Raw genomic sequence first — 25,621 nt, 5'->3', positions numbered from 1 at the left:
TATGCGTGGGACGGGTCGCGTCAGGGGGGCAGTGACGGCCGCAGGGCTGTCGCTGGCACTTCTGCTTGCCGGTTGCGGCTCCGCGAGCACCCCGGACGCCTATTACGGGCTGACCACACCGACCGTCACGGAAAAGACCGTGCCGGGGCGCAGCGGCAGCATCCAGGTCCTGGTGCCCGCGCCGCGCGCCCTGCAGGCGCTCGATACGGCGTCCATCGCCGTCGTCGATGCCGGCCCTGTCTACACCTATTTCCCCAAGGCGGCCTGGACGGACACGCTGCCCAAGGTGGTGCAGGCGAAGATCGTCCAGTCGCTGGAGAACACCCGCGGCCTGCGCGGCGTCGGTCTGCCGGGCGAGGGACTGCTGATTGACTACCAGCTTCAGACGGATCTCAGGTCCTTCCAGCTGCAGATCGACGGCCAGAACCGGGCGGTGGTCGAGGTGATGGCCCGTCTGGTCAACGACCGCAACGGCCGCACCAAAGCGAGCCGCATCTTCCGGGCAGAAGCCCCGGCGCGCAGCACCAACGTGCGCGATGCGGTCGATGCGATGAATGCGGCAACCGACAGCGTGCTGCGCGAGATGTCGACCTGGGTCCTGTCCAACGTCTGATCGGCGCGAGCTTGGCGTCCTCGCGGCCGTCGTCCAGCTGTCATCACGGGTCGGGCGGCGGCCTTGCCCGGAACGACGTTCTGAGAATAGCCCGCCCACATCCCCTCTGCCGTCACCCCGGACGAGCATCGCGATATCCGGGGCCCATTGGCTGCCAGAGCGGCGGCGAGGACACGCCGACGCGTGCCCACGCTCTGCCTGTCGTCCCGGTTTCGGCACAGCCGAAGACCGGGATCCAGTAACCCCAAACGCTTCGGCTCAGACCTCGGCACTGCCGCGAGCCCCCTCGCTCAGGGGGGGGCTTGCTTGCGCAAACCCACACGCTCCGGCGGATACTGGATGCCTGCCTTCGCAGGCATGACAGCCGAGAGTGGGGTGAACGCCTTCTGTCTCACGCCTGCCGGGATTGCCATTGGTTCCCGGTTCTGCGCTTCGCTTGACCGGGATGACCTCCGAGGGGGAGCGGCCTTTCATCCCCTCTGCCCCCAAACGACAAACGCGGCCCCGAGGGACCGCGTTTGCTTTTGATGAAACCGTATCGGGCAGGGGAGCGATGCCGCCCCGCAGCGATCAGTCGAGCCGGCCGCTGGCATGCGCCAGCATGGTGTAGACCTTGCCCGTATCGGACGTCAGGTAGGTCTGGCTCATGATGTTGTCGCGGTCGTTGCGGGAGACCTGGGAGAGCAGCTGCTCGAAATCCACGAGGTAGCGGTCGACAGCCGAGCGGAACTCGGCATCGCGCGCGTATTTCTGGCGGATCTCGTCAAAGGTCTGCTGGCCCTGCAGGGTGTAGAGGCGGCGCGTGAACACGTGCCTCTCGCCCTGCTTGTAGCGGTCCCACAGGTCGATGAACGTCTCGTGGTCGATCGCACGGGCGATGTCGATCGACAGCGAGTTCAGCGACTCGACCATCTGCAGCGGTGAACGGCCCTGGGGCTCGTCACCAGCCGGCGCCTCGTCCTGCGACGCACGGCGCAGCAGGTCGGAGACCCAGCCCTTGCCCTGGCCGCCGCTGCGAGGAGCCTCGGCCTGCGGTGCGGGCTTGGGAGCGTCGAAGTCGCTCAGCGTCTTGCGGCGCAGCTCGCCGCGGATCTCTCCGCCGCGTGCGGGAGCCGCAGGCTGCTGCTGCTGACGCGGTGCCGCCGGCTCCGGTGCAGGAGCCTGGCGGGCAGGCGCTGCAGCCGTCGCAACATTGGCGAGCGTGGCGGTCGCCGCGCGCTCACCGGCGCGCGAGGTGTCCAGCACGTTCGACTGGCGGGCGACGATCTCCGACAGCTCGGTCAGCGCGCGAACCTGCTCGCTGACGATCTTGCGCAGGGCCGATGCGGACTGCTCCGCCTCTTCCGGCAGGTCGAGAATGCCGCGCTTGAGTTCGGCGCGGGTCTTCTCCAGTTCGCGGTGCACGTCGCGGGCGACGTCGCGCATGCGGGTCGTTGCCTCGGTGAAGCGCTCGGAGGCTTCCGAGAGGGTCTTCGACATTTCGGCGACGATGTCGTCCTGTGCGGCACGCACGGCCTCGCGGGCCTTCTGGCCCTCCAGGCCGGCCGACAGGCGCATCGACTCGAACTGCTCGCTCACCGATGCGGTTGCCGCCTCGGCCGCAGCCGTCAGCATGCTGGTCACCTCGCGGCTCTTCTGGTCGGCCCCGGTCAGGGCCGATTCGAGCTGCTTGGAGAAGGTGCGCATCAGGCTGTCGACCGCCTCGGTCTTGGCGAGCAGCGTGTCCGCCACTTCCTCGATCGCGGTCTTGCGTTCGCCGACGCGGGCGTCGACCTCGCGGTTGGTCTCGTCGAGGTTCTTGGCGGCTTCGCTCAGCATGCGGCCATGGTCCTCCAGGCGGCTGGCCAGCGAGGAAATGTCGCTGAGGACCTCCTGCGAGACCTGCTTGAGGACCGAGGTCTGGTTCTCGAGAGAACCGGCCGAGGCCGTGGTCTCGCTGAGCGCCCGGTCGATCGCCGTGCGGAACTCGCCGGCGCTGCGCGACAGGGACGTCTCCACCTTGCCGAGATTGTCGCCGGCATTTGCGACGACGTCGCTGAGCAGGCTGTTGGACTCGGTCAGGCGGTCCAGCAGGGCGGTAATGTCGCTCTCCAGCTGCGCCTTGGTGCTGCCGAGCACCTCTGCCGCCGACGTGCTGCGCTCGTCCAGCGTGGCGACCAGCGCGTCGCCGGCTTCCACCAGCTTGCGGGTGGCATCCAGACCGGTACGGGCGAAGTTGTCAGTGACGTCGCGGCCCTTGACTGTGATGGCTTCCAGGATTGCGTCGTGGATTTCCGACACGCGCGAGGTGAGGGCATGCGCCCGCTCCTCGATGGCGTTGACCATTGCGTTGCCGTCCGTGCCGAGCAGTTGCGACAGCGTGCCGGCGCGCTCGTCGAGCGCCTGGTTGAGCGCATCCGCGCGGGCCACCAGATCTTCGGCAACTGCGTTGCCGCGCTCGGCCAGCAGGTCTGCCGCGGCACGAACCGCGCCAGCCACCTGCGAGCGCACGCCGTCGGCTTCGCCGGAGACGGTGTTGCGGATTTCCTCGACCGTGCGGGCAAGTACCATGCGGGCCTGCTCGCTCTCTGCCGACAGAGTGCTCGCGACATCGGCGACGGTGCGGGTCAGGTCTTCGCGGACCTTGTCGCTCTCGCTGCCGAGGGCTCCGCTCATCTCGCCGAGCGTGCCGACGAAGAGGGTGCGGGCCTTCTCGCTTTCCGCAGCCAGCGAACGGGCGGCTTCGCCCACAGCCGACAGCAGCAGCTCGCGGAGGCGTTCGCTCTCGCTCGACAGGTTGCCGGTGGCGCCGGACAGGGAGGCGATGATGGCTTCTGCGGCCTTCTCGCTCTCGCTCTGAAGGGCACCGCGGGCCTCGCCGACCGAGCCGAGGACGATCTGGCGCAGACGCGCTCCTTCGCCTTCCAGCTTGGTGGTCGCCTCGTCCAGCGTGGTCTCGATGATCTCCTTCAGCTTGCTGCTTTCACCCGAAAGCGTGCCGCTGAGGCGATCCACCGTGCCGCCGGCCTCGATGACGACCTCGGAGAGGGTCTCGCGGGCGCGCTCGGTCTCGCTGGTGAGCGTGCCGGTGATCGCGGCAAGGCGCTCGGCCAGCATCCGCTCAAGTTCCGCAGAGCGGCTGTCCAGGGTCTCGGCGACCTCGAACACCTTGGAGCCGAGCGACACGTTGATCTCCGCGATGCGGTCGGACAGCGTGTCGGTGAGCTCCTGGCTCTGGCGCGACAGGACGGCGCCGGCGTCGGTCAGGCGCTGGTCCAGCGACTTCGACATCTCGGTCTGGCCGTCGACGAAGGCGGCGGCGATCTCGCGGGTCCGGGCGATCAGCGTCTCGCTGATCTGGCGGGCACGCGCGTCCAGCGCCTGGTCGATGCGCTCGGTACCGAGCGACATGGTGTTGGCAAGGTGCTCGGCCTTGTCGGACATGGCGTTGGCCGCCTGCTCGACCTTGGAGCCGATCGAACCCTCGAAGGTGACGAGATGCTGCTCGATCGCCTCGCCGATCAGGCGCGAGCGCTCCGACAGGCTGGTGCCGATTTCCTCGGCGCGGCTACCCAGCGTCGCGCCGACCTGGTCGACCTTGTCGGACAGCTGCAGGGTGATCGCCTGCGAGCGGTCTTCCAGGAGGTCGGACAGGGCAACGGTACGCTCGTTGAGGGTCTTCTCGAACTGGCCGGTGCGCGCGTCCAGCGTGGTGGACAGACGCTCGATACCGCCGGACAGGGTCTCGTCGAAGCCGCTGATGCGGGTGTCCAGAGCTTCCGCCATGGTCGAGGCACGCAGGTCCAGGGTCGAGGTCAGCGTTTCGATGCCGCCGGACAGGGTCTGGTCGAAGCCCTGGATCCGGGTGTCGAGCGCTTCCGCCATGGTCGAGGCTCGCAGGTCCAGCGTCGAGTTCAGCGACTCGATGCGGCCGTCGAGGGTTTCGCCCAGCTCGCTGGTGCGCCGCTCGAACGAGGCCACCAGCTCGGTGCCGCGCTCGCCGATCAGGTGCTCCATCTGCTCCAGATGGCCGCTGAGGCCGCTCTGCAGGCTGGTGCCGCGCTCGTCCAGGGTCTGGCTGAGACGATCGCCGATGGAGGTCAGCTCGCCGGCAACGCGCTCGCCGCGCGATCCGATGAGATGGGCCAGCTCCGTGCCGGTCTCGGACAGGGTGCGGGCGAAGTCGCTGGTGTGCATCGACAGCGAGGTGCCGAGCGTGGCCGAGGCCTCGTCGAGTGCCGCGCGGAAGGCACGCGTCTGCCCGTCGATGAGCTTTGCCATCTCCTGGCTGCGGGTCTCGAGACGCTGGTCCAGGGCCTCGCCGTTGACGGAGATGGCTTCGTGGATCTTGTCGCCGACCGAGCCGAGGCGATCGGCCAGCTCGGTGCCGCGCACGGTGATCGTCTCGGTGAGGCTGCCGGCCGTCTCGTCCAGCTTGGACGCGATTTCGCCGCCGCGCAGCGACAGGTCGACCACGATGGACTCGCCGGTGCCGCGCAGGATTTCCGCCACTTCGCTCGTACGAGAGGACAGGGTCTCGACAATCTCGGCGCCCTTGACGGAGATGGTGTCGGTGACCTCCTGGCCGCGCAGCGAGATGCTCTCGACCACCCGGTCGCCGGTCTCGGCGAGCGAGGCATCGAGGCCGGTGACGCGGCTGTCGAGGGTCGACAGCAGGTCTTCGGTGCGGGTGGTGATCGTGTCGATCAGCTTGCCGCTGGTGAGCGACAGGTTGGCGGTGATCTCCTCGCCGCGCTGGGTGATGGTGTCGCCGACGCTCTGGCCGGTGGAGGTGAGGGCCTCGGTGATCTCGTGGCTGCGCACCGACAGGGTGTCGACGATGGAGGCGCCGGTGTTGGCCAGCGTGTCGTTGATCTCCGTGCCGCGGCTTTCCAGCGTCTCGAAGAGGTTGGCCGAGGTTTCCGCCAGGCGGTCGTTGATCTCGCCGCCGCGCAGCGACAGGGTCTCGACGAACTCGGTCGCGGTCGCCGCGAAGCGATCGTTGATCTCGCCGCCGCGAGACTCGAGCGTCTCCGCGAACTCGCGGCCCGTACGGCTCATGCTGTCGACCAGCGTCTCGCCCGTGCCGGTGAGGCGGGCAACGTAGCTCTCGCCATGCGAGGCAAGGTTCTCGATGAGCTCGCCGCCGGCGGTGCTGAACGTATCGGTGATCTCGCGCACGCGGCCGTCGACGGTTGCGTTGAACTCGCTCACGCGGGCCTCAATGGCGCCGGTGAGGCGGTCCGTCGCGGTGTCGGTGATCTCGCCGATCTTTTCAGACGTTGCCTGCAGCTGGGCTGCAAGGCTCTCATGCGCGCCGGTGATGCTGTCGCGGACGCGGTCGGCGTTGGAAACCACCGCCTCGCGCTGGGTGACCAACTCGTCGATCAGCGCGCGGATCTTCAACTCGTTGTCATTATAGGAGCGCTCAAGCGAGGAGACCTCGTTGTGTACGAGAACTTCCAGCTCGCTGGCGCGGGCGATGGCGCGCTCGATGCCGTCGCCCATGGCGGCGACTTCGCGGCGGATGGCCTGGCCGACGCTCAGAATGGATTCCTTGGCGACGTCCTCGGGTTCTGCGAGGCGCAGGGCGACCTCGGTCATGCCGCGGGCGACGATGCGCATTTCCTGGGCACGGAAGATCATCAGGGCCATGGCCCAGAAGAACAGCACCGGCACGACGACGGCGACCGACAGCAGGATGAGCGAAGGCGAGGACGCGATGTCGCCGGCGCTCTGGACGCTGGACAGTTCGGTGCTGAAGATGGCGGAGGCCAGCCACCAGCCGACGGCCACCCAGACGACGCTGAGGGCGAGGGCGAACCAGAACGGGGCCGAGCTCGGCCGCCGCTGCAGGGCGTAGATCAGGTTGCCGATGGTCCGGCGGTCGTCATTGGCCGCCGATGTCGGACGTCCGCCGCCGCGACCGCGCTTGGCGGATGTGCGCTGGCTGTCGGAGGTCGTAGAGGTCGCGGCGAGATCACCGGAGCGCTCGCTTGTGCTGCGCTCGGAGCTTGCCGGTCCCGCGCTCGCGGTCTCGGACCCGTTGCCGCTGGCCTTGTCGCTCTCGTCCAGGTCGCCGAAATCGATCTTCAGCGCCTCCTCGACAGCCGACAGGGCAGCCTCGGCGGGATCCTTCGCCTTCGGGGGATTTGCCATATCTAACTCGCCTCGCGTCCGTACTCGTTACACATCGGGTGCCGCGGCGCAAAACACGTCGCCGCAAGACCTTGCACAGCTTCATGGATCCGGCGATGCGCCTGAATCGTGTCGAGGAGAGGCATACTGCTTGCGTCGCCGACCGGCCTCTGGTCGCTGGACGCGGCTCTCCCAAACTTGCCGCACACCTAAAGCTAATGACACAATCTGCCGAGGCGAACAACAATTTGCAGAGTCATGACAAGGAGATGAGGGGCATGGGCAGGGCTGCGGGAGGAGGGCGGCGCGGTTCCTCCACAGGGACTGATGGCGCACAGGGTGCGCACTCCAAGGCTGTGCGGGCGCCGTCGGCCGTCCAGGCCGCATGGCTCGCCAGAGGGCTCGATCAGGCCGGCGGCAAGCTTCCGCTGTTCGATGCGGACGGACGCCGTGTTGCGGAAAAGACCATCCGCGCCTGCATTGCCGCAGGATGGGCAGAGCCTTGGTTTTCCAATCCGATCAAGCCTGACTGGCTCGTCTGTCGGTTGACGGAAGCAGGCCGTGCGGTCGCCAGATCGTCGTCGGAGAGGTGAAGCCGGCGCCTCGACGACGAGCCGTTCGACCTTGTCCGGTCGTAGCGCGACAGGCCCGCCGGCGGGGTGTTGGAGGCACAGCCCCGACGTCTGCTCGCAGGGCAAACGTTTACGCGCGTTAACCAAAGATTCACTTTGTTGGCCGGGCCGGTGGAAATCGCCGGCATGCTTAACCCGGTTTTCGCGCCTTTTAACGATTTTGGATGGCAGACCCATGCGCGACGGCTCCGCAAGCCGCGCCACTGACGAAAGGTGCTGCCGCCATGCAGGCAACAGCGAGACATCCCGATGCCGCTTCCGGGCATACCGACCACGCATCGAAAGCCGATGCCCCGGTCGATCTGGTCCATCTGACGCGCCATACCCTCGGCAATCGCGACCTGGAGCGGGAGGTCCTGCGGCTTTTCGCCGTGCAGGCGCGGATGCTGGTGGCACGCATGCACGAGGCGCCGGACGAGGTGGCGCTGCGGCGCCTGCTGCATACTCTGCTGGGGTCCGCCAAGGGGATCGGCGCATGGGGTGTGGCAGGTGCGGCCGAACGGCAGCAGGCCGCGCTGGATGAGGGCGGTGCGGCAGATCTTCCCGTGCTGGCTGGAACTGTCGAGGAGGCCGAGACCTTCATTGAGCAGTTGCTGCGCGATTGACCGGCCTCGGGTCGGGGCGGCGGTAGCGTGCTTGACGTTTCGGCGTGATTGGTTATGTCGAAGGCAGGATATTTCCGTGCCCTTCCAGTGCCGAGACCAGCCGCCAATGCCCAAGATCACTTATATTGCCGCCGACGGTGCCGAAACTGTTGTGGATGCTCCCGTCGGTTCGACCGTGATGGAAAATGCCATCAAGAACATGGTGTCGGGGATCGAGGCGGAGTGCGGTGGCGCCTGCGCCTGCGCGACCTGCCATGTCTATGTCGACGATGCCTGGACCGGCGTTACCGGCTCGCCGGAGCCGATGGAAGAGGACATGCTGGACTTCGCTTATGACGTTCAGCCGAGCTCGCGCCTGTCCTGCCAGATCAAGGTGACGGATGCGATGGACGGCCTCGTCGTCCGCATTCCCGAGCGCCAGGCCTGACGAAACGGCCGGGTGCTCGCGCGCCCGGCCGGTTATCTTTCTCTTTTGCTTATTGCGCTAGGTGCGCGCCTCAGCCTTTCAGAGGCAGGCAGACCGCGGTCAGAAGCTCCGCCTGCGGCATCTCGCGCGGATTGTTGAGATATTCCTCCATCGTAGGCCTGTCGTCCGGTTCCTCGCCGCTCTGCGGCAGCCAGGCTGAGAACAGCCTGTCCCAGGTCACGTGCAGGTCCGCATACGGGCCCTTGTGGATCGCGACGGCATGGCGTCCGGCCGGCATCTCTCGCAGCTCCAGGCCCGCGGGCAGGTCGCCCGCAAAACCGTCCGGCAGGGTGATGGCGGCAAACGAGTTCAGGTTCCGCGAGGGCACCGAATTCGGATCGTCGTAATACAGCCCGATCATCCGCATCGAGGGGCCGAGCAGGCCCGCCCCGCTGGCGAAGGCGAAGGTCTTCTCGAAGGTGCTGCCGATCTCGATATACGGTCCCTTGTGGGGGATGCCGGCAAGGCGCAGCGTGTCCATGTCCTCGATCCGGACCTGAAGATTTTCCATGATGATCTCGTCTCCCTGTTGCGTCTGGTAGCAAAGCACCGGGTCGCGGGGCAGGGCGCGGAAGGCTGCCGGCGAAATGCCGTAATGGGCGGCGAACGCCCGTGTGAAGGCCTCCGTGCTTGCGTAGCCGGCGCGCCGCGCGATGCGGGGCACGGGCAGCTCCTCCCCCACCAGTTCCGCCGCTGCCCGGTGCAGTCGATAGCGCCTGACCGTCTGGGCGATGGTCTCGCCCGTCTGGGTCCGGTAGATCCGGTGGAAATGGAAGGGAGAGAAGCAGGCGATCTCCGCCAGGCCCGCCACATCCAGCGGCGTATCTAGATGGCGAGCAATGTGGTCGACCACGCGGGCGATGCGCTGGGCGTAGTCGAGGCCGGTCGAGGGGCGTTGCATGTCTGTCCGATCCCGGTTGGTGCAGGGACGAGTGCTACAGGATGCCGGCTGACAGAACTTGCGCATTTGCCGACCGCCGGATCACCCTGTCGCAGTCGGCAGCACCAGGCAAACACCCTTGCACAACGAAACGGCCGGGCACCTGGCCCGGCCGCTCTGTCGTTTCTCGCCGGCGCAATGCAGCCGGATGAGGGTTACTCAGCGGGAGCAGCGGCCGGCTTGCGCCAGAAGAACACCACCTCGTTGCCCTCTTCGGGCACGTCCGGTACCAGTCGCGACAGGATCAGGCTGATACAGGCCATGGCCGCGCCGATCAGGAAGACGGCGGCAGGCGAAACCAGCCAGATCAATCCGAACAGAGCTGGGATGAACACCGCGGCAATGTGGTTGATCGTGAAGGCGACGCCGGCGGTCGGGGCGATGTCGGCCGGGTCGGCGATCTTCTGGAAATAGGTCTTCATGGCGATGGCGATCGCAAAGAAGGCGTGGTCGATCACGTAGAGCGCGCCGGCCAGATGCGCGTTGGTGACGAAGGCATAGGTCGTGAAGACGCCGATCAGGCCGATATATTCGATCGTGAGCGCGGTCTTCTCGCCGACCTTGCCGATCCAGGCGCCGATCTTCGGGGCCAACAGCATGTTCACTACGCCGTTCAGCAGGAACAACCCGGCGACCTCGTGCACGTCGTAGCCGAAGCGCTCGACCATCAGAAAGCCGGCGAAGACGGTGAAGATCTGCCGGCGGGCGCCGCCCATGAAGGTGAGCGCATAGTAGAGCCAGTAGCGCTTGCGCAGCACCAGCTGCTTGCGCTGCGGCACACCCTCGCGGAACTGCGGGAAGGCGATGACAAGGAAGGCCAGGACGACCAGCGTCAGCAGGCCGGCGAACAGGAACACGGTGGTGAAGCTCAGCTCGAAGGTCTTCCAGGCGACGAAGATCAAGCCGTAGGCGACGAGCTGTGCGGCCGCGCCAACGGACAGGATCTTGCCCATACCGGCCGCCGCCCGGTCCTTCGGCAGCCACTGCAGCGACAGCGACTGGTTCATCGTCTCGTAGTAGTGGAAGCCCACGGACATCACGAGCGTGGTCAGGTAGAAACCCCAGATCGTCGGGAAATACCCGGTGACGGCGACGCCGATGCCGAGCAGGCCGAGCGACAGGTAGGCCAGCGTTTGCTCGCGCATGAACAGCAGCAGGTAGATCGCGGTGAAGGCGAGCAGGCCCGGGATCTCGCGGATCGACTGCTGGATGCCGATCTCGCGTCCCGTGAAGCCGAGCTCATGAACCGCAAAATTGTTCATGAGGTTCCACCAGGCGGCGAAGGACAGCTGCATGGCCGCGGCCATGATCATCAGCAGGATCAGCGGTGACCGCCAGCCGGTGCCGGTCGGTGCTCCGCCAGCCGGCCGTGTGCCGGGAATCGCGGCGCCGGCTTCCGCTGCAGCGAAGGCCGGCACCGGCTCCGGCGTGGTGTTGGGGGTAGGTTCTCGCATCACAGGCATCCGCAAGATATGAGGAAGGCGGGGAGCGGGGGCGGTAATTGCCTTGCCGGGCCCGCAAGGGGTGCCAGCATGTCGCCGACGCTGTTGTCCTTCCTTACCGCGGGATGCGGCTTGCGTGTTATCGCTATTTTGTCAACTTATGTCGGCGAAGCGTCAAGTGCCCGCCGCGCGTGTCTGCGCGGCGGGCGTTTTTCTTTGGATCAGGCCCGTGCGGCGGCCCGCCCGGTCTGCACACCGGCCAGGACGGTCAGCGTTGCCAGGACCAGCACCGAGCCGCTGGTCAGGAAGACGCTGGTGACACCGCTGAGGTCCAGCACCAGGCCGCCGACGGCGGCCCCGGCTGCAATCGCGAGGTTAATCGCCGCCACCAGCAGGCCACCGGCGCTTTCCGCTTCATCCGCGACCGCCCGGGATATCCAGGCCGACCAGGCAACCGGCACAGTGCCGAAAGCAAGGCCCCACAGCGTGACGATGGCCAGTGCGGAGGGGAAGCTGGCGCCGAGATTGGTCAGCAGGAAGGCGAGCGCGGCGATTGCCAGGGGCGCCAGCGCCAGCGTCAGGCGCAGGGAGCGGGCCACCAGAACGCTGCCGAGATAGTTTCCGACGAAATTCGCAATGCCGAACGCCAGGAGGGTCGCCGAGATCGCGGTCACCCCGATGCCGGTCACGGTCTCGAGGAACGGCCGGATGTAGGTGAACAGCGACATGTGCCCGGAGAACACCATCAGAACCGCGAGCATTGCTAGCGCGATATCCCGGCGGGACATCAGCTCGACCAAGGTTGAGAACCTCGAGCGGCCACGAGGCGGCAGGGAGGGCAGCGTCGCCATCTGGACTGCAAGCACCAGCGCGGCCAGCCCGGCGGCACCGGCGAAGACGTAGCGCCAGCCGAAAAGGTCGCCGAGATAGCTGCCGACCGGGGCGGCAAAGATCGTGGCTGCCGAGACGCCGGAGACCATGATCGACAACGCCTTTGGCACATTGGCTTCCGGCACCAGGCGCATCACGACGGCGGTGGAGAGCGACCAGAAGCCGCCGAGCGCGGCGCCCAGCAGCAGTCGGCCGGCCAGCAGCACCTCGACACTGCCGGCAAGCGCGACGATGAGATTGGACAGGATCAGCAGCAGCGAGAAGCCGATGAGCACCCGCCTCCGGTCGATCCGGTGGGTGAGGGCGGCGACGGCAAGACTGGCAATGACGCCCATGGCTGCCGTTGCGGTGACCGCCTGTCCGGCGAGACCTTCGGTGATGTCGAGGTCGGCAGCCATCGGCGTCAGCAGGCTGGCGGGCAGGAATTCCGCACCGACAAGGCTGAAGACGCCAAGGCTCATGGCGAAGACGGCGGCCCAGGCGGGCGCCAATGAGGCTGCCGGCGAACCGGCGGCAGGGTTTCTGTCTGTCATGGGAGCATTCCACGTTTGATAAGTGTTGATCCCAAGATGGATGGATTTTCCGGACGATCCATGACATGAATTCCGTCATGCTTGATCGATCGTCCGAAGTTCGCCCCACTTTGCCAGCCGACCCTGTCAGTGAGCTGCTGACGGGCATGAGGCTGCGCGGGGCCAGCTACAGCAAGATTCGGCTGTCACCGCCGTTCGGTGTGGGCTTTCCGGGCACCCGGGAGGCGCGATTTCACTTCGTTGCAGGCGGCACGGGATTCCTGAAAACCGCGCAAGGCGAGATGCTGCCGCTTGCTTGCGGCGATGCGGTGCTGCTTCCGCGCGGCGGCGAACATGCCATCGTCTCGTCTTCCGGGGGCGCCGTGCGGGCGTTCGAGACGTACGAATCGGTGCCGCTGTGCCCGGGCATCTGCTGTGTCACCGAAACGCAGGAGCAGCAGTGCCGGTCTCGCGACGTCCTGCTCTTTTCCGCGCGGATGGAGCTCGAGCTCGACACGCTTCATCCCTTAATCGAACTCATGCCCGGCTTCCTGCAGGTCAGTCCTCCCTCCGGCGAGGAGCCTGAACTGCGTCCGCTGCTCGATGCCATGGAGCGGGAGATGACGGGGAACCGCGCCGGATCGGCGACGATCCTGGCGCGTCTTGCCGAGGCGGTGGCGGTCTCGGTGATCCGCAACTGGGTGGAATGCGGGTGCGGGGATGCCACTGGCTGGGTGGCGGCGCTGCGCGACGAGCGTCTCGGCCGGGTGCTGGTGGCGCTGCACCAAGATCCGGCGCACAACTGGACGCTCGCCGAAATGGCGGCGAAAATGGGCAGCTCGCGCTCGGTCTTTGCCGAGCGGTTCGCCACCGCCACGGGTACAACTCCCTTGCGCTATGTGGCCGCCTTGCGGATGCGTCTTGCCGCGCAGTGGCTGGGACGTGACCGCATAGCCGTCGACGAGGTGGCCTATCGTCTCGGCTACCAGTCGCAGGCAGCGTTCAGCCGCGCCTACAAGCGCGTGACCGGCACGCCGCCCGGCCAGGCCAGGAAAGCCCGCTGAGGGACCGTCATGCCGATGCCCCTCGAGTATCAGCGCGCTGCCGCCGATTTCGACCGGTTGCTGGATATCGCCCGCGAGAGCGCGGGACTTGCCACCCGCAACCAGGCCTACACGATGATCCAAGGGGTGTTTATCGTCTTCCGTCGCCGGCTTGAGCTTGCCGATGCGATCCGTTTCGCACAGATCCTGCCGGCGGTTGCCCGCGCCCTGTTCGTCGCGGACTGGGACCTCGGTGCGCCGCTTGTGCCGTTCGAGGATCGAGAGGCGCTGACCTGCGAGGTGCAGGCCCTTCGCAGGCACCACAACTTTGCGCCCGATACCTGCATCTGCGATGTTGCCCGGGCCGTGCGTGCCTGTTGCGATGGCGCCGACCTCGACCGGGTTCTGTCCACCCTTTCCCCGCAAGCAAGGGCGTTCTGGGCCGGATAAGCGGCTATGCCAGGGTCGGCTCCTCGTAGGCCCATACGCGGAAGTCTTTCAGGATGTGCGGCCCGAAGGAATTGATGAGCGGAACATCCGCCGCGTCCCGCCCCCGGGCAACGACAATGCGGCCGATCCGGGGAATGTTGTTGCGCGGGTCGAACGTGTGCCATTCGCCGTCCAGGAAGACCTCGATCCAGGCGCTGAAGTCCATGGGATCGACCACCGGCACGCCGATATCGCCGAGATATCCGTTCACATATCGGGCGGGAATGTTGAGGCATCGGCAGAATGCCAGTGCGAGATGCGCGAAGTCGCGGCAAACGCCAACGCGTTCGTTGAAGGCTTCGAAAGCCGTCCGAGTGGCCCTGGCCTGCATGTAGTCGAAATGCAGGTTCTGATGGACGAAGTCGCAGATCGCCTGCACCCGCTGCCATCCGGGAGGGAGGGAGCCGAACAGGTCCCAGGCGGTCTGGCTGAGATGGTCTGTTTCGCAGTAGCGGCTTCCCATGAGGTAGACGAGACAGGCATCGGGAAGATCCTGGACCGGCACCTCGCGGGCGTCGGGCCTGAGCGTGTCCGGACGGCCGTGATCCGCGACAGTCGCGTTGCTGCGGATGGTGAATTCGCCGGCCGGCGCCATCAGGCGGCGGCACGTGTTGCCGAATAGATCGCGGTAAGTGGTCGTCGGCACGTCGGGGGAGGTGGACAGCGTCTCCGGTTCCCGGATGTCGGCCTTGCGGTCCTTGTCGATCGACATCAGGCAGACCAGTGCGGTCGGTTGCGCGCATTCCAGCCGGATCTCGTAACCGCAGCGAATGATCATGTCCTGAACGCCTCCTGTCCTATCGGAAATCCGAGGCGTTCAGGATGTAGGATGAACGGCGACGGGTGTTGTGGATCTTGCGTGCGACGTCGTGAATGGCGGAGCGCAGGCGATCGAAGGCCGCAAGACATTCGGCCTGGGCGGTCTCGATCCCGCCGGCTGCTCCCGAGGGTTTCACCAGGGCGTCTGCTTCTATGAAGAAGGGCACCTCGAAAACGCCGTCATGACCGACAAAACGCACGCCGTTGCGGCTCGCATCGAAGGTCCGGCTGGGATTGGGAAAGTTCAATGCCAAGACAGACCTCCCATACGGCACCAGGCGGCCCGCAGGAACGAGGAGAGCCTGCCGTGTTGCTTCTTGTGCCTGCCGTTGCGACGCACCCTGCGTTCGCAGTTGCGATTGTTGAGGAACTGCATCCCGTCGGTGGCGGCCGAACGACTCAGGCCGGTCATGTTCTCGCCGTGCGAGGACGCCGGGACCCCGGTGTAGACGTGGTAGATCGTCCAGGTACGATCCTGTTCGATCCGCCGCCCGAAGTGTTCGTCCATCCGGCCCTTTTGCGGGGCTATGTTGGCATTCTCCCTGCTGCCGACGGTCGTTGCGGCTGCGTCACGACCGAGCTCACGTGTCACGGTGCTCATGGTTGTCGTTGTCCATCGTGTAGCGCCCTCGGGTGAAGAGGGCGGAATGGAAGGGAGTCCCGGCGGCGTCGGTAATCGTGACGCCGTCGGGTCGCTGTGGCATGTCGAGGGTGTCGAGCAGGCGCATGGCGCGCGCGATGGCATCGTTCTGGTCGACGGCGTCGACCGTCTCGCAGCCGATGATGGCATGCGCCCCGTCCGGCGTGCGGATCCGGAAGAACTTGATCACGACCTTCATGGCCCACTCTCCCTTGGCACGCCGCGCTTTCGTCAGCTCTTGCCCTTCTGGCGCGGATCGGCGGCTATGGCGGAGAGCTTGACCCGGTTGGCGAACGGAATCTCCGGCTTCACCTCCGCCTTCGCCTGCTTGGGCTTGCGGATCTCCCGGTTGCTACGCTTTTGTCCTTTGGCCATATCCAAACGTCCTTTCCATCAAGGTTGACTGTGTGTTGGAGCCCGGTGCGTCGAGCGGCTCCAGTTCGTCTTGCATCGCCACCCGCTCGTGGTTCTCTTCGGCATTGCGGATGCGGTATTGGGGGGCGCCTGCCTCCACGGGCATGACGCCGGTGATCCGATAGATGTCGCCCTTGGTGGCCTGCCTGCCCCTGGTGCTCTTCAGCCGGACATCCTGGCCGATCGCCAAAAGGTGCAGCCTCGGCTCGGCGGTGGGCGGGGCGGGTCTACGCCGGGAAACGCTTGTTGCGGTCATCTCTGATTTTCCTTTTCGGTCACGGCATCTATTTGCGCCGGGTCGATCGGCACCAATTGCCGTATCGCGGTCCGCACGCCGATTGCCGGCAAGTGAATGAACGTTCCGACACGTCTCCAGGCGATCCAGGAAAGTCCCTCGATCAATTCCTCATCCCGATCCACCTGGTAGTCCCCCGGTGGCTGTGGCTCGACGAAGTCGGGCAACAGGAAGGATGTCTGGAAACGAACGATGGATTGCGTGGTGCGTGTGGTCATGGTGCCGACCCTCGCGGGCCTGGAAAGGAAGCCCGGCGTTTTCCGGGTCGGGCCAGGCGATCCGGGAACGGTCGTCGTGGTGTTGTCTGGTGGTGCCGCTGCGATGAGCCGATGGCTATCGATTTTTACCGGGCATCTTTTGAAGAACGAAATCGATCATAGTTCCGAATTAAGTTCCAATGATGACGATATCGTATTGCCTGTGTTTTCTCTAGATTTTTATTTCTTTTTCGAAAATATTTTTGCCGGATGTCGTGAGTTTTTATTTTTGTATTTCGACGGAGTTCGAGTGAAAGTGCGAGGGTTCTGCGGGTTTCCGGACGTGACCAAGGCGCTGCCTTGCCTGTATGATCGCGGTGCAGGCCATCCGATATCGGTGATCCCATGATCCACCCGCTGCGTCTCAACAAGTTTCCGGAGGAGCATCCGGATCCCATCATATCCTTCGTGGGAACGGAGCCGCCCGGCGCCGTCACCAAGCCGCACATGCACGAGCGGGCGCAGCTCTTTCACATCCTTCGCGGATCGGTGACGGTGGTGACGCAAGGGGGGAGCTTCGTGGTGCCGCCGGAGCGGGCGATCTTCATCCCGCCCGGTATCGTGCACCACTCCAATTACCACACGGAGACCGACGTCAGGTTCCTCTACATGCGTCCCGAAGGGCTGCCGGCGATGCCCGAGACAGCCTTCGTGGTGCATGTGACGCCGTTGCTGCGCGAGCTCATCCTCGCCTTCATGGGGTCGGCGCCGGACTATGACCCGGACAGCCCGACCGGTCGGCTCGCAGCGGTGCTGGTGGACCAGATCGCGGCTTCGCGCGTTGCCCCACTGCACCTGCCGATCCCGCAGGAGCCGCGCCTGCGCGAGGCGGTTCGGCCCTTGCTTGAGGACCCGGCCGCGGAGCTCTCCGCAAGTGACCTTGCCGCTCGGGCGAACCTGTCGCTGCGCTCCTTCGAGCGGCATTTTCCGGCGCAGACAGGCCTGTCGTTTCGTGCCTGGCGGCAGCAGGCCAGACTGATGAAGGCCGTCGAGTGGCTGTCGCAGGGCCTGTCCGTCGGCGAAGTGTCGGACAGGCTTGGATATGAGGGGCCGAGCGCCTTTGTCGCCTCGTTCAAGAAGTCCTTCGGCGTGACGCCCGGCCGCTACTTCGGTGGTGGCTGACGGCGCATTGTGCGCCGTCAGGCGGCCCTGACACTGGCGAGGAAGATGTCGACTTCCTTCCGCAGCAGCTCGGCCTGGCTGGAGAGTTCGTTCGCCGAAGCAAGAAGCTGACTGCTGGACGCGCCGGTTTCCTGTGCCGAACTGTTGACCAGGACAATGGTCGAACTGACCTCCGTCATGCCCGAGGCGACCTGGGAAATGTTGCTGGCGATTTCCTGGGTCGCTGCGTTCTGCTGGGTAACGGCGCCGGAAATCGCGGCCGAGACCTGGCTCATGTCGCGCACCGTCTTGCCGATGTCGGTGATCGCCGAAACGGTGCTGCGAGTGGAGTTCTGGATGTCCTTGATCTGGCCGCCGATCTCGTCGGTGGCCCGAGCGGTCTGGTTGGCGAGCGACTTGACCTCCGCAGCCACCACGGCAAAGCCTTTACCGGCCTCTCCCGCGCGGGCTGCCTCGATCGTGGCGTTCAGCGCCAGCAGGTTGGTCTGCTCGGCGATGTCGGTGATGAGGGCGATCACCTCGCCGATGCGGTTGGCGGCGGTAGACAGTTCGCCGACTTTGACGTTGGTTGCGTCGATATTCTCCACCGCCGTCTGTGCGATCGTCTGAGATTCCTCGACCTGACGGCCGATCTCGTAGATCGAGCTGGTCAGCTCTTCGGCGGCGCTGGAGACAGCCTGTACGTTGCTGCTGGCTTCCTCCGCTGCTGAGGCGACGACCTGCGAGCGCTGCGAGGTATCCGAAGCACCTTCCGACAGGCTGCTGGCAGCTGCCAGCATTTCGGTTGCCGCGGAGGCCACAGTTTCGACGATACCGCCGACCGCGTTCTGGAAGTCGTTCGCCAGCTTCGTGCGTGCCGCACGCGCCTCGGCATCGATCCGCGCCTGGGTTTCCGCCTGCTCCGCCTCGAGCCGCTTCACCTCCAGTGCATTGTCCTTGAACACCTGGACAGCCACGGCCATCTCGCCGATTTCGTCGGTACGGTGGGTGTCCGGCACTTCGATGGACAGATCACCTCCGGCAATCTCCCGCATGGCGGCGTTCATGCGGGTGATCGGCCGCGAGACCGTGCGGGCGAACAGGAAGCCGCCGACGCCCATGACCAGAACGACCGCGCTGCCGATGAGGATGAAGCGCAGGGCCATGGCATTGATCGGTGCCTGGATTTCGGCAAGGTCGATCTCGGAGACAATTGCCCAGCCGGTGCCGTTGAACTGCAGCGGCATGAAGGCGGCGATGACCTCGTGGCCCCGGTAGTCGGTCGAGAGCGCGACGTCGCTCTCTCCAGCCAGAGCAGCGCGCACCGACGGCGTATCGGACTTGCGGTTGAGGATTGCCGACGGCTCTCCCTGCTTGCGGAAGCGGCTTTCTGAGCGCATCAGGAAGTCGGAGCCGACGATGTAGGTCTCGCCGCTTTTGCCAAGGCCTGTTGCATTGTTCATCACCGCATTGATGCGGTCGATCGGCATCTGGAGCACCAATGCTCCCTTGAAGCCGCCCGCCTCGTCGAGGAGCGGGGAAGCGATGAAGCCGGCAGGCGCATCGGCGGATGGAGCATACGGAGCGAAGTCCACGAACTCGACCGCGCCGGGGGTCGCATTGCCGCGCACCTTACTGAACACCTCGCCAAGTCCGGTCCCGCGCCATTCGCCGTTCAGCAGGTTGGTGCCGAAATCGGCTTCCTTGAATACCGTGTAGACGACGTTGCCGTCCGCATCGATCAGGAACAGGTCGTAGTAGCCCCGGGTCTTCTGGACCTGTCGGAACCAGGGGTGCAGTGCCGCATGTGCCGCCGAGTAGGCCGAGCCGTCCTTGGCAGCGTCGAGCTTGTACTTCTCGCCCAAGGGATGAGGATTGCCGTCGATATAGGCCTGCCGAAGTGCCTCATTGGCACCGGGGGCCGGGAGCGCCTCGCGATAGGTATCGCGTAGGCGGTCGATGGCTCCATTTACCGTCGGATTTGCGGCGAGGAGCACCAGATCCTCTTTGATGCTTTCGAGATAGCTGGAAAGCTCGGATTTCCGCGAGGCACCTGTGGCTCGCATGGATTCGAGAGAGGATGCGTAAAGCTCCGCTCGCGATGTCTCGTACCCGACCTCGGCGGTGATCACCGTTGCCATCGCAACGGCAGCGGCCACCATCAAGGGAATCTTCTGGGAGATGCGGAGGGATTTCATGCGAGCGCTGCCTACGGTGATTTGGGTAATTGTCACTAATGACAGTTTTCCCTTGCGTAAGACTTAACTGGCTCGTCAAAAATTGCGAGGCGCGTAAAGTGCCGTCGAGGCGGGCGGGAAGTGCGTCGTGTTTTGCTAGCGCGACAGTTCCTTCATGGCCGCCTCGAGTCCGTTCAGCGTGAGCGGATAGTGGCGGCCGTCCATCAGTTCCTTGATCATCTGAATAGAATGGGTGTAGCTCCAGTGGCGCTCGGCCACCGGATTGAGCCAAACGCTACGGGAGTAGTGGCTGGCGAGCCGGTCGACCCACACCGAGCCGGCTTCCTCGTTCCAGTGCTCCACCGAGCCGCCGGCATAGGCGATCTCATAGGGGCTCATCGAAGCATCGCCGACGAAGATCAGCTTGTAGTCGGGGCCGTATTTGTGCAGCACGTCCCAGGTCGGGATCCGCTCGGAATGGCGGCGTGCGTTGTTTTTCCAGACGAATTCGTAGGGGCAATTGTGGAAGTAGAAATACTCCATCACCTTGAATTCGGACCTGGCGGCTGAAAACAGCTCCTCGCAGACCCGGATGTGGTCGTCCATTGAGCCGCCGATGTCGAAGAACAGCAACACCTTCACCGCGTTGCGCCGCTCGGGGCGCATGCGGATGTCGAGCAGGCCGCGATGGGCGGTCGCGCGGATCGTATCGTCGAGATCGAGCTCGTCGTGGGCGCCCTGGCGCGCGAAGCGGCGTAGCCGCTTGAGCGCGACCTTGATGTTGCGTGTGCCGAGTTCGACCGTGCCGTCAAGGTCGCGAAAAGCCCGCTTGTCCCAGACCTTGACCGCCCGGCGATGGCGGCTCTCCGACTGGCCGATGCGGACGCCTTCCGGATTGTAGCCATAGGCGCCGAAGGGTGAGGTGCCGGCCGTGCCGATCCACTTGCTGCCGCCCTGGTGCCTGTCTTTCTGCTCCTTCAGGCGCTCGCGCAGGGTCTCCATCAGCTTCTCGAAACCGCCGAGAGCCTCGATCTGGGCCTTCTCTTCCTCGGTGAGATGCTTCTCGGCGAGCTTGCGCAGCCATTCTTCAGGCAGTTCGCGCGCCTCGGTGCCGCTCCCGCCCAGCTCCAGGCCGTTGAAGGTCTGGCCGAACACCCGGTCGAACCGGTCGAGATTGGCCTCGTCCTTCACCAGGCAGGCCCGTGAGAGGTAATAGAAATCCTCCACGCTCTTGTCGGCGAGGTCGGCCTTCAGCGCCTCCATCAAGGTCAGGTATTCCCGCAAGGAGACGGGCAGGCCGGCGGCGCGCAGGTTGGTGAGGAAGGTCAGGAACATGGGCGAAGGTTAGGTACAACGCGGACGCTTGTCGAGCGGGCGTTTGAAGCAGGGAAAGCTTACGGGCGCTCGCCCTGAGGACGGCCTTCCGCCTTTTCCAGCAGCGCCTTGGCTTCGGGGTCTGCCCGGAACAATTCGCCCATCACATCGGAGATGCCCGGGCCTGCCCTGCCGATGAAGGGAATGGGACGGCACACCTCGATGGCGGCGATGCCGACGCGGGCGGTCAGCAGCCCGTTGACCACGCCTTCGCCGAGGCGGGCGGAGAGCCGCGCGGCAAGGCCATGGCCCAGCAGCTGCGAGACGAGGCTGTCGCCGGCCGCCATGCCGCCGGTCATGGCAAGATGGGCGCCGACATGGCGGGCGAGCCGGAAGAAGCCGATGAGGCCGGGGCGACCACCATAAAGGGTGGAGAGGCGGCGCATGATGCGCAGGTTCTCGATCAACACGATGGCGAGATCGAGGGCGGCACGCGGTGACACCGCCGTCACGATGGAGACGCGCTTGACGCTCTCCTTGACGATGCGAACGGCGCGCGCGTCCAGCTCCTTGAGCAGATCGCGCTCGGCCAGCACGACGAGATCGCGGCCGTCGATGATCTCACGCATGTGGCCGCTCAGGGCAGTGCGGCCGCGGGCGGTCTCCGGGCGTTCGCCGTAGAGAGCGACGAGCTCGCGGATGCCGGCGCGCGCCTTGTCCTGGTCGTCGGCCTCTGCTGCCTGGGCGAAGGTCGCACGCAAGCTCTCGATATGCCGCAGGCGCAGAATTCCGAATATCTCGCGAAGCACCAGTCCCAGCGCACCCAGCGCCGCGATGGCGGCAAGGCCAAGGCCCAGCCAGCCGAGCCAGTCGTTGCGGGAAAACAGGTCGCGGATCAACGCGTCGACGGAAAGGCCGATGGCGAGGGACACCAGACCTCCGAGACCGACGGAGAACCAGCGCCCCCAGCGGATGCCGGCCTTGCGCTCGGGTGCAGGCAGCCCGGCCGCGTCTCCCTCGCGGGTCGGCACGATCTTCGTTTCTCCTGCCAGCGTCGGCTGCAGGTCGTCTTCCGCGCTCATGCGCACGCGAGCATCGTCCAGGCGGAAGGCTGCCGGCTTGCGATCCTGCCGTGACCTGTCGCTTCTTGAGGTCATGCCAGACGGTCTCCGATGAGAAACTGCAAGGCGCGGTCGAGGCGGATATGGGGCAGCGAGAGTTTCACGCCCTCGGCCGTCACCTGCAGCTCGGGCGGGCGAAAGCGCACGAAGCGGACCGAAGATGCGGGGGCATCGGCGGCAAACAGAACGTCCGGATCGTCCGGCAGGTCGCCGGGAAAGAGCGCGATTTCCGTGCGCCCGTCATAGGTCTCGCCGTTGACGCGCTCACCGGTGAGCGGGGTCCCGAGGATCGCCGGCATGGTCTCGCCGTCATGGGTCAGGCTCGCCTCGCGCGTGGCGCGGATCGCGGCGAGTGCCAGTACGTCGACATCGGCACCACCATATTCGGCGCGTGCGATCGCCCGCCCGACGAGGCGGCGGAGGATCGCCTCCAGCCGGTCGTGATCGGCACGGTTGAGATGATCGGCCTTGGTCGCGGCGAACAGGATGCGGTCGATGCGCCGTGCGAAGATCGAGAAGATCCGCGCGACCTTGCCGGGCCGGAAGGCGGACAGGATCTCTGCCAGCGCGGCCTCCAGATCGGCCAGCGCGGCTGGGCCGGCATTCAGGGCGTTCAGAGCGTCAACCAGCACGATCTGGCGGTCGAGACGGGCGAAGTGGTCGCGGAAGAACGGACGGACCACATGCTTCTTGTAGGCCTCAAATCGGCGCTCCATCATCGCGGCCAGCGAGCCGGGCTTGAGCGTTCCGTCGTGGCCGGACAGATCGAGCGGTGCGAAGGTGAGGGCGGGGGAGCCTTCCAGGTCTCCAGGCATCAGGAACCGCCCGGGAGGCAGCATCGACAGAGCCTGCTCGTCCTCGCGGCAGGCGCGCAGGTAGTCGGTATAGGTGGCGGCGAGGCGCCGGGCCTGTTGCTCATCGGCTTCCGCGCCCGGATCGATTTCCGCAAGGATCTCCAGATAGGGGGCCGCGACGGCCTCGCGGCCGGGCTCACGCGCACGCGACAGTGCTTCCGTGCAGAAGGTGCGAAAGTCCTTCTCCAGGAGCGGCAGGTCGAGAAGCCACTCGCCAGGATAGTCGACGATGTCGAGATGCAGCTTGCCGCGGCCGAGGGCGCGCGACAGGAAATGGGCGGACTCGAACTCGACCGTGAGCCGCAGTTCGGAGACCTGTCGGGTCGACTGAGGCCACACACGCTCCTTCAGCAGCGTGTCGACATGCGCCTCTACATCGAAGCGGGGCACGTTGTCGTCCGGTTGCGGCTCCAGATAAGCGCGGGCGATCCGCCCGCCGGCCGCCGCCTCGAACAGGGGCAGCCGTCCGCCGTGGATCAGGTTGTGCACCAGGGCCGTGATGAACACCGTCTTGCCGGCGCGCGACAAGCCGGTAACGCCGAGCCGCAGCGTCGGCGTGCCGAGCGTCGTTGCGGTCTCCGCGATGTTCTCGATGGAATAGCGGACCTCATCGGTCACGCGGGTCAGAAAGCTGCGCTGCGTCAAGATGGTTCTCCGCCGATCCATGTGGGGAAGCACGACCGGCGTTGCAAGCGGCCGGCCGGCTCAGCGGTCTTGAGCGGGCGTGCCGTCGTTGGCCGCCTCGGGCAGGGCCGACATGGATGAGGTGGCGGCAAGGTGCCGGGGGAGGCAATAGGCGACGACACGCCCGGAGCCGGGCTCGACCGCCGACCATTCGGTTGCGTCGAAGTCGATCACCGACAGCGCGGCGGTGGGATATTTGGCGGCAATCGCCTCACGCAGCGCCGGATTGCCAGCGCCGATCAGCGACAGGGCGGTGTCCTGCGTTGCCGGGTTGTGCCCGACCACGAGCAGGCTGCGCGCCGTGCCGCCATGGCTGCGGATGATCTTCAGGTAGTCGAGATCGGACTCGTCATAGAGCGCGCGCGTCAGGCGGATATCGGCTTCGCCCGCAAGGGCGGGCAGAAGTGCGGCGAGCGTTTCGCGCGTGCGCTGGGCGGTGGAGCAGAGGATGCGCGATGGCTGCAGGCCGTGGCGCGCCATATGAGCGCCGACCTCGGGAGCCGCCTGGCGGCCGCGGTCGTTGAGGGGGCGCTGAAAATCGGAAAGGCCTGGATGGCCCCAATCGGATTTCGCGTGTCTCAACAGCAGCAGTCGCAGCATGGCAGGCATCGCTCCCGGACAAAGGTTGTTGGTAGCCGCTGGGGCCCTTGGCAAGTCTAGCGGCAAGCCGTCCGCAATGCGCCGGGAAAAATGCCTGCCGCAGAGGAGGCTTGTAGCCCCTGTTGCCTCAGCGCGAGGCCAGAAGTCCGGCAAAGGCGGTGACCAGCGGCCCGATCTCGCTTGCTTCGTCCGGCAGGGAATAGGAGATCCACAGCGTGTAGTCGGCATCGCCATTGCGGAAGCGCCAGAGCGTTTCGCACCGGTCGGTCGTGCCGCGCTTGCCGGTCAGGAAGGAAATCCCCGAGGCGGCGGCGCCGGATGTGGTGATCAGCTTGAAGCCGGCGGCCCGGAACCGGTCGCGAAATGCGCGGGCGGCCTGTGCGCCAACCCCGGACGGGTGGCTGCGCAGGACGGCCGAAATGCCTTCCGCGTTTTGGTAGACGCACCCGGCCAGCCGGTCTGCCGAGCCGACCAGCACGCGCGTACGGTTGAGCGAGGCCAGCGTGTCGGGGCACACGAGGCCGGTGAAATGGCGCATGCCGTTGACGACATTGGTCCAGCCGGCGTCGGTTCCCCGTTCCTGCGCGGCGGCCGGCGGCGTCCATGCCCCGGCGAGCGCCAGGGCGGCGAAGGCGACGGAAGCCCTGCGCACCGTCGGCCCGATCATGGTGTCAGCGCCCGTCCCGCCGGTTGAGGAAAGCCAGCTTCTCGAACAGCTGCACATCCTGCTCGTTCTTCAGAAGCGCGCCGTGCAGCGGCGGGATCAGCTTTCGGCCGTCACGCTCTCGCAGCGTTGCCGTGTCCACGTCTTCATTGAGCAGCAGCTTGATCCAGTCGAGCAGCTCGGAGGTCGAAGGCTTCTTCTTGAGGCCCGGCGTATCGCGGATGTCGTAAAACACCTTGAGCGCTTCGCGCAGCAGCTCCTGCTTCAGGCCCGGAAAGTGCACCTCGACGATTTCGGACATGGTCTCGGTATCGGGGAAGGTGATGTAGTGGAAGAAACAGCGGCGCAGGAACGCGTCCGGCAGTTCCTTCTCGTTGTTGGAGGTGATGATTACCACCGGCCGCTGGCGGGCGCTGATGGTCTCGCCGGTCTCGTAGACGTGGAACTCCATCCGGTCGAGCTCGCGAAGCAGGTCGTTCGGGAACTCGATGTCTGCCTTGTCGATCTCGTCGATCAGCAACACCGGGCGCTCATCCGCGGTGAAGGCCTCCCAGAGGCGGCCCTTGCGGATGTAGTTGGCGATGTCGTGGACGCGGTCGTCGCCGAGCTGGCTGTCGCGCAGGCGCGAGACGGCATCGTACTCGTAAAGGCCCTGTTGCGCCTTCGTCGTCGACTTGATGTGCCATTCGATGAGGTTCGCTCCAAGGGCGGATGCGATCTCCTGCGCCAGGACGGTCTTCCCCGTTCCCGGCTCGCCCTTCACCAGCAACGGCCTTTGCAGGGCAATCGCCGCGTTGACCGCGATCCGCAGATCTTCGGTGGCGACATAGCCGGTCGTGCCTTCGAAGCGCATGGATTTCCTCGCCAGACTGATCTCGTTGCGCTGCACAGTATGGGGCGGTGAAAGGCTGCGCAAGACCTGCCCGGTCGG

General features: G+C 65.8%; 25 protein-coding genes. 7 read left to right on the top strand and 18 right to left on the bottom strand.

All coding sequences use genetic code 11. From position 1 onward, the window contains the following. The first annotated feature begins 1 nt into the window (after position 1). The gene (locus ACVJ6E_RS11210) at positions 2 to 613 is read left to right on the top strand and encodes an ABC-type transport auxiliary lipoprotein family protein (protein ID WP_199680971.1); all 612 of its coding nucleotides are present in this window, start codon (positions 2 to 4) and stop codon (positions 611 to 613) included. A 570-nt stretch (positions 614 to 1,183) separates the two neighbouring features. Here ACVJ6E_RS11210 and ACVJ6E_RS11205 read toward each other — a convergent pair. Continuing rightward, on the bottom strand, positions 1,184 to 6,751 hold the full coding sequence (locus ACVJ6E_RS11205) for an apolipoprotein A-IV repeat region-like domain-containing protein (RefSeq protein ID WP_120267233.1): 5,568 nt from the start codon (positions 6,749 to 6,751) through the stop codon (positions 1,184 to 1,186). 835 nt (positions 6,752 to 7,586) lie between these two features. On the opposite strand from ACVJ6E_RS11205, the gene ACVJ6E_RS11200 reads away from it, so the two are divergent. After that, on the top strand, positions 7,587 to 7,967 hold the full coding sequence (locus ACVJ6E_RS11200; RefSeq protein ID WP_120267235.1) for an Hpt domain-containing protein: 381 nt from the start codon (positions 7,587 to 7,589) through the stop codon (positions 7,965 to 7,967). A 106-nt stretch (positions 7,968 to 8,073) separates the two neighbouring features. Beyond that, the gene (locus ACVJ6E_RS11195; protein ID WP_120267236.1) at positions 8,074 to 8,394 is read left to right on the top strand and encodes a 2Fe-2S iron-sulfur cluster-binding protein; all 321 of its coding nucleotides are present in this window, start codon (positions 8,074 to 8,076) and stop codon (positions 8,392 to 8,394) included. A gap of 70 nt (positions 8,395 to 8,464) precedes the next feature. On the opposite strand, the gene ACVJ6E_RS11190 is transcribed toward ACVJ6E_RS11195, so the two are convergent. From ACVJ6E_RS11190 to ACVJ6E_RS11180, 3 genes are all read right to left on the bottom strand, one after another. Beyond that, positions 8,465 to 9,334: an AraC family transcriptional regulator gene (locus tag ACVJ6E_RS11190; RefSeq protein ID WP_120267237.1), complete on the bottom strand. Its 870-nt coding sequence runs from the start codon at positions 9,332 to 9,334 to the stop codon at positions 8,465 to 8,467. 194 nt (positions 9,335 to 9,528) lie between these two features. After that, positions 9,529 to 10,827, bottom strand: coding sequence for an MFS transporter (locus ACVJ6E_RS11185; RefSeq protein ID WP_208996599.1), 1,299 nt, complete (start codon positions 10,825 to 10,827; stop codon positions 9,529 to 9,531). A 209-nt stretch (positions 10,828 to 11,036) separates the two neighbouring features. Further along, positions 11,037 to 12,239 carry an MFS transporter gene (locus ACVJ6E_RS11180; RefSeq protein ID WP_120267238.1) on the bottom strand — a complete coding sequence of 401 codons (1,203 nt, stop codon included), beginning with the start codon at positions 12,237 to 12,239 and terminating at the stop codon, positions 11,037 to 11,039. Between the two features lie 65 nt (positions 12,240 to 12,304). On the opposite strand from ACVJ6E_RS11180, the gene ACVJ6E_RS11175 reads away from it, so the two are divergent. Both ACVJ6E_RS11175 and ACVJ6E_RS11170 read left to right on the top strand, forming a co-directional pair. Further along, positions 12,305 to 13,282 (top strand): AraC family transcriptional regulator, encoded by a 978-nt coding sequence (locus ACVJ6E_RS11175; protein ID WP_199680973.1) that lies wholly within the window; start codon positions 12,305 to 12,307, stop codon positions 13,280 to 13,282. Positions 13,283 to 13,291: 9 nt separating this feature from the next. Further along, a complete protein-coding gene (locus ACVJ6E_RS11170) occupies positions 13,292 to 13,711 on the top strand; it encodes a DUF2267 domain-containing protein (protein WP_120267239.1) in 420 nt (139 codons plus the stop codon). Between the two features lie 4 nt (positions 13,712 to 13,715). Here ACVJ6E_RS11170 and ACVJ6E_RS11165 read toward each other — a convergent pair whose 3' ends face one another. The 7 genes from ACVJ6E_RS11165 to ACVJ6E_RS11135 are packed head-to-tail and all read right to left on the bottom strand — an operon-like array spanning position 13,716 to position 16,136. Continuing rightward, positions 13,716 to 14,528 (bottom strand): transglutaminase-like domain-containing protein, encoded by an 813-nt coding sequence (locus ACVJ6E_RS11165; RefSeq protein WP_120267240.1) that lies wholly within the window; start codon positions 14,526 to 14,528, stop codon positions 13,716 to 13,718. A 19-nt stretch (positions 14,529 to 14,547) separates the two neighbouring features. Further along, positions 14,548 to 14,823: a DUF1488 family protein gene (locus ACVJ6E_RS11160; RefSeq protein WP_120267241.1), complete on the bottom strand. Its 276-nt coding sequence runs from the start codon at positions 14,821 to 14,823 to the stop codon at positions 14,548 to 14,550. Further along, on the bottom strand, positions 14,814 to 15,170 hold the full coding sequence (locus ACVJ6E_RS11155; protein ID WP_120267242.1) for a hypothetical protein: 357 nt from the start codon (positions 15,168 to 15,170) through the stop codon (positions 14,814 to 14,816). The genes ACVJ6E_RS11160 and ACVJ6E_RS11155 overlap by 10 nt, the downstream gene beginning before the upstream one ends. Next, a complete protein-coding gene (locus tag ACVJ6E_RS11150; RefSeq protein ID WP_120267243.1) occupies positions 15,151 to 15,408 on the bottom strand; it encodes a hypothetical protein in 258 nt (85 codons plus the stop codon). Before ACVJ6E_RS11150 ends, ACVJ6E_RS11155 begins: the two co-directional genes overlap by 20 nt. Positions 15,409 to 15,440: 32 nt before the next feature. After that, entirely contained in the window at positions 15,441 to 15,584 is a 144-nt protein-coding gene (locus ACVJ6E_RS11145; RefSeq protein WP_185925639.1) for a hypothetical protein, read from the bottom strand. Beyond that, positions 15,562 to 15,879, bottom strand: a complete 318-nt coding sequence (locus ACVJ6E_RS11140) for a hypothetical protein (protein ID WP_120267244.1) — start codon at positions 15,877 to 15,879, stop codon at positions 15,562 to 15,564. The genes ACVJ6E_RS11145 and ACVJ6E_RS11140 overlap by 23 nt, the downstream gene beginning before the upstream one ends. Beyond that, the gene (locus tag ACVJ6E_RS11135; RefSeq protein WP_120267245.1) at positions 15,876 to 16,136 is read right to left on the bottom strand and encodes a hypothetical protein; all 261 of its coding nucleotides are present in this window, start codon (positions 16,134 to 16,136) and stop codon (positions 15,876 to 15,878) included. The genes ACVJ6E_RS11140 and ACVJ6E_RS11135 overlap by 4 nt, the downstream gene beginning before the upstream one ends. Between ACVJ6E_RS11135 and ACVJ6E_RS11130 the strand changes: the two genes are divergently transcribed. Both ACVJ6E_RS11130 and ACVJ6E_RS11125 read left to right on the top strand, forming a co-directional pair. Continuing rightward, positions 16,111 to 16,524, top strand: a complete 414-nt coding sequence (locus ACVJ6E_RS11130) for a hypothetical protein (protein WP_147421806.1) — start codon at positions 16,111 to 16,113, stop codon at positions 16,522 to 16,524. The two genes, ACVJ6E_RS11135 and ACVJ6E_RS11130, sit on opposite strands and share 26 nt — an antisense overlap. After that, positions 16,521 to 17,297: an AraC family transcriptional regulator gene (locus tag ACVJ6E_RS11125; protein WP_120267246.1), complete on the top strand. Its 777-nt coding sequence runs from the start codon at positions 16,521 to 16,523 to the stop codon at positions 17,295 to 17,297. Before ACVJ6E_RS11130 ends, ACVJ6E_RS11125 begins: the two co-directional genes overlap by 4 nt. 17 nt (positions 17,298 to 17,314) lie before the next feature. On the opposite strand, the gene ACVJ6E_RS11120 is transcribed toward ACVJ6E_RS11125, so the two are convergent. The 7 genes from ACVJ6E_RS11120 to ACVJ6E_RS11090 form a co-directional block, all read right to left on the bottom strand. Beyond that, on the bottom strand, positions 17,315 to 19,474 hold the full coding sequence (locus tag ACVJ6E_RS11120) for a methyl-accepting chemotaxis protein (RefSeq protein ID WP_120267247.1): 2,160 nt from the start codon (positions 19,472 to 19,474) through the stop codon (positions 17,315 to 17,317). Between the two features lie 135 nt (positions 19,475 to 19,609). Beyond that, entirely contained in the window at positions 19,610 to 20,788 is a 1,179-nt protein-coding gene (locus tag ACVJ6E_RS11115; protein WP_120267248.1) for a vWA domain-containing protein, read from the bottom strand. Between the two features lie 59 nt (positions 20,789 to 20,847). Continuing rightward, entirely contained in the window at positions 20,848 to 21,924 is a 1,077-nt protein-coding gene (locus ACVJ6E_RS11110) for a YcjF family protein (RefSeq protein WP_120267249.1), read from the bottom strand. Then, positions 21,921 to 23,387 carry a YcjX family GTP-binding protein gene (locus ACVJ6E_RS11105; RefSeq protein ID WP_491676448.1) on the bottom strand — a complete coding sequence of 489 codons (1,467 nt, stop codon included), beginning with the start codon at positions 23,385 to 23,387 and terminating at the stop codon, positions 21,921 to 21,923. The genes ACVJ6E_RS11110 and ACVJ6E_RS11105 overlap by 4 nt, the downstream gene beginning before the upstream one ends. A gap of 60 nt (positions 23,388 to 23,447) precedes the next feature. Further along, positions 23,448 to 24,026: a SixA phosphatase family protein gene (locus ACVJ6E_RS11100; protein WP_120267251.1), complete on the bottom strand. Its 579-nt coding sequence runs from the start codon at positions 24,024 to 24,026 to the stop codon at positions 23,448 to 23,450. A 127-nt stretch (positions 24,027 to 24,153) separates the two neighbouring features. Then, complete coding sequence (locus ACVJ6E_RS11095) at positions 24,154 to 24,693, bottom strand: hypothetical protein (protein WP_208996600.1); 540 nt, start codon at positions 24,691 to 24,693, stop codon at positions 24,154 to 24,156. Between the two features lie 4 nt (positions 24,694 to 24,697). Beyond that, positions 24,698 to 25,543: an AAA family ATPase gene (locus ACVJ6E_RS11090; protein ID WP_120267252.1), complete on the bottom strand. Its 846-nt coding sequence runs from the start codon at positions 25,541 to 25,543 to the stop codon at positions 24,698 to 24,700. Between the last annotated feature and the right edge of the window lie 78 nt (positions 25,544 to 25,621).

The organism is Stappia sp. G46H5W (genome assembly GCF_058448995.1).
This window is presented reverse-complemented; position numbering and strand designations above follow the sequence as displayed.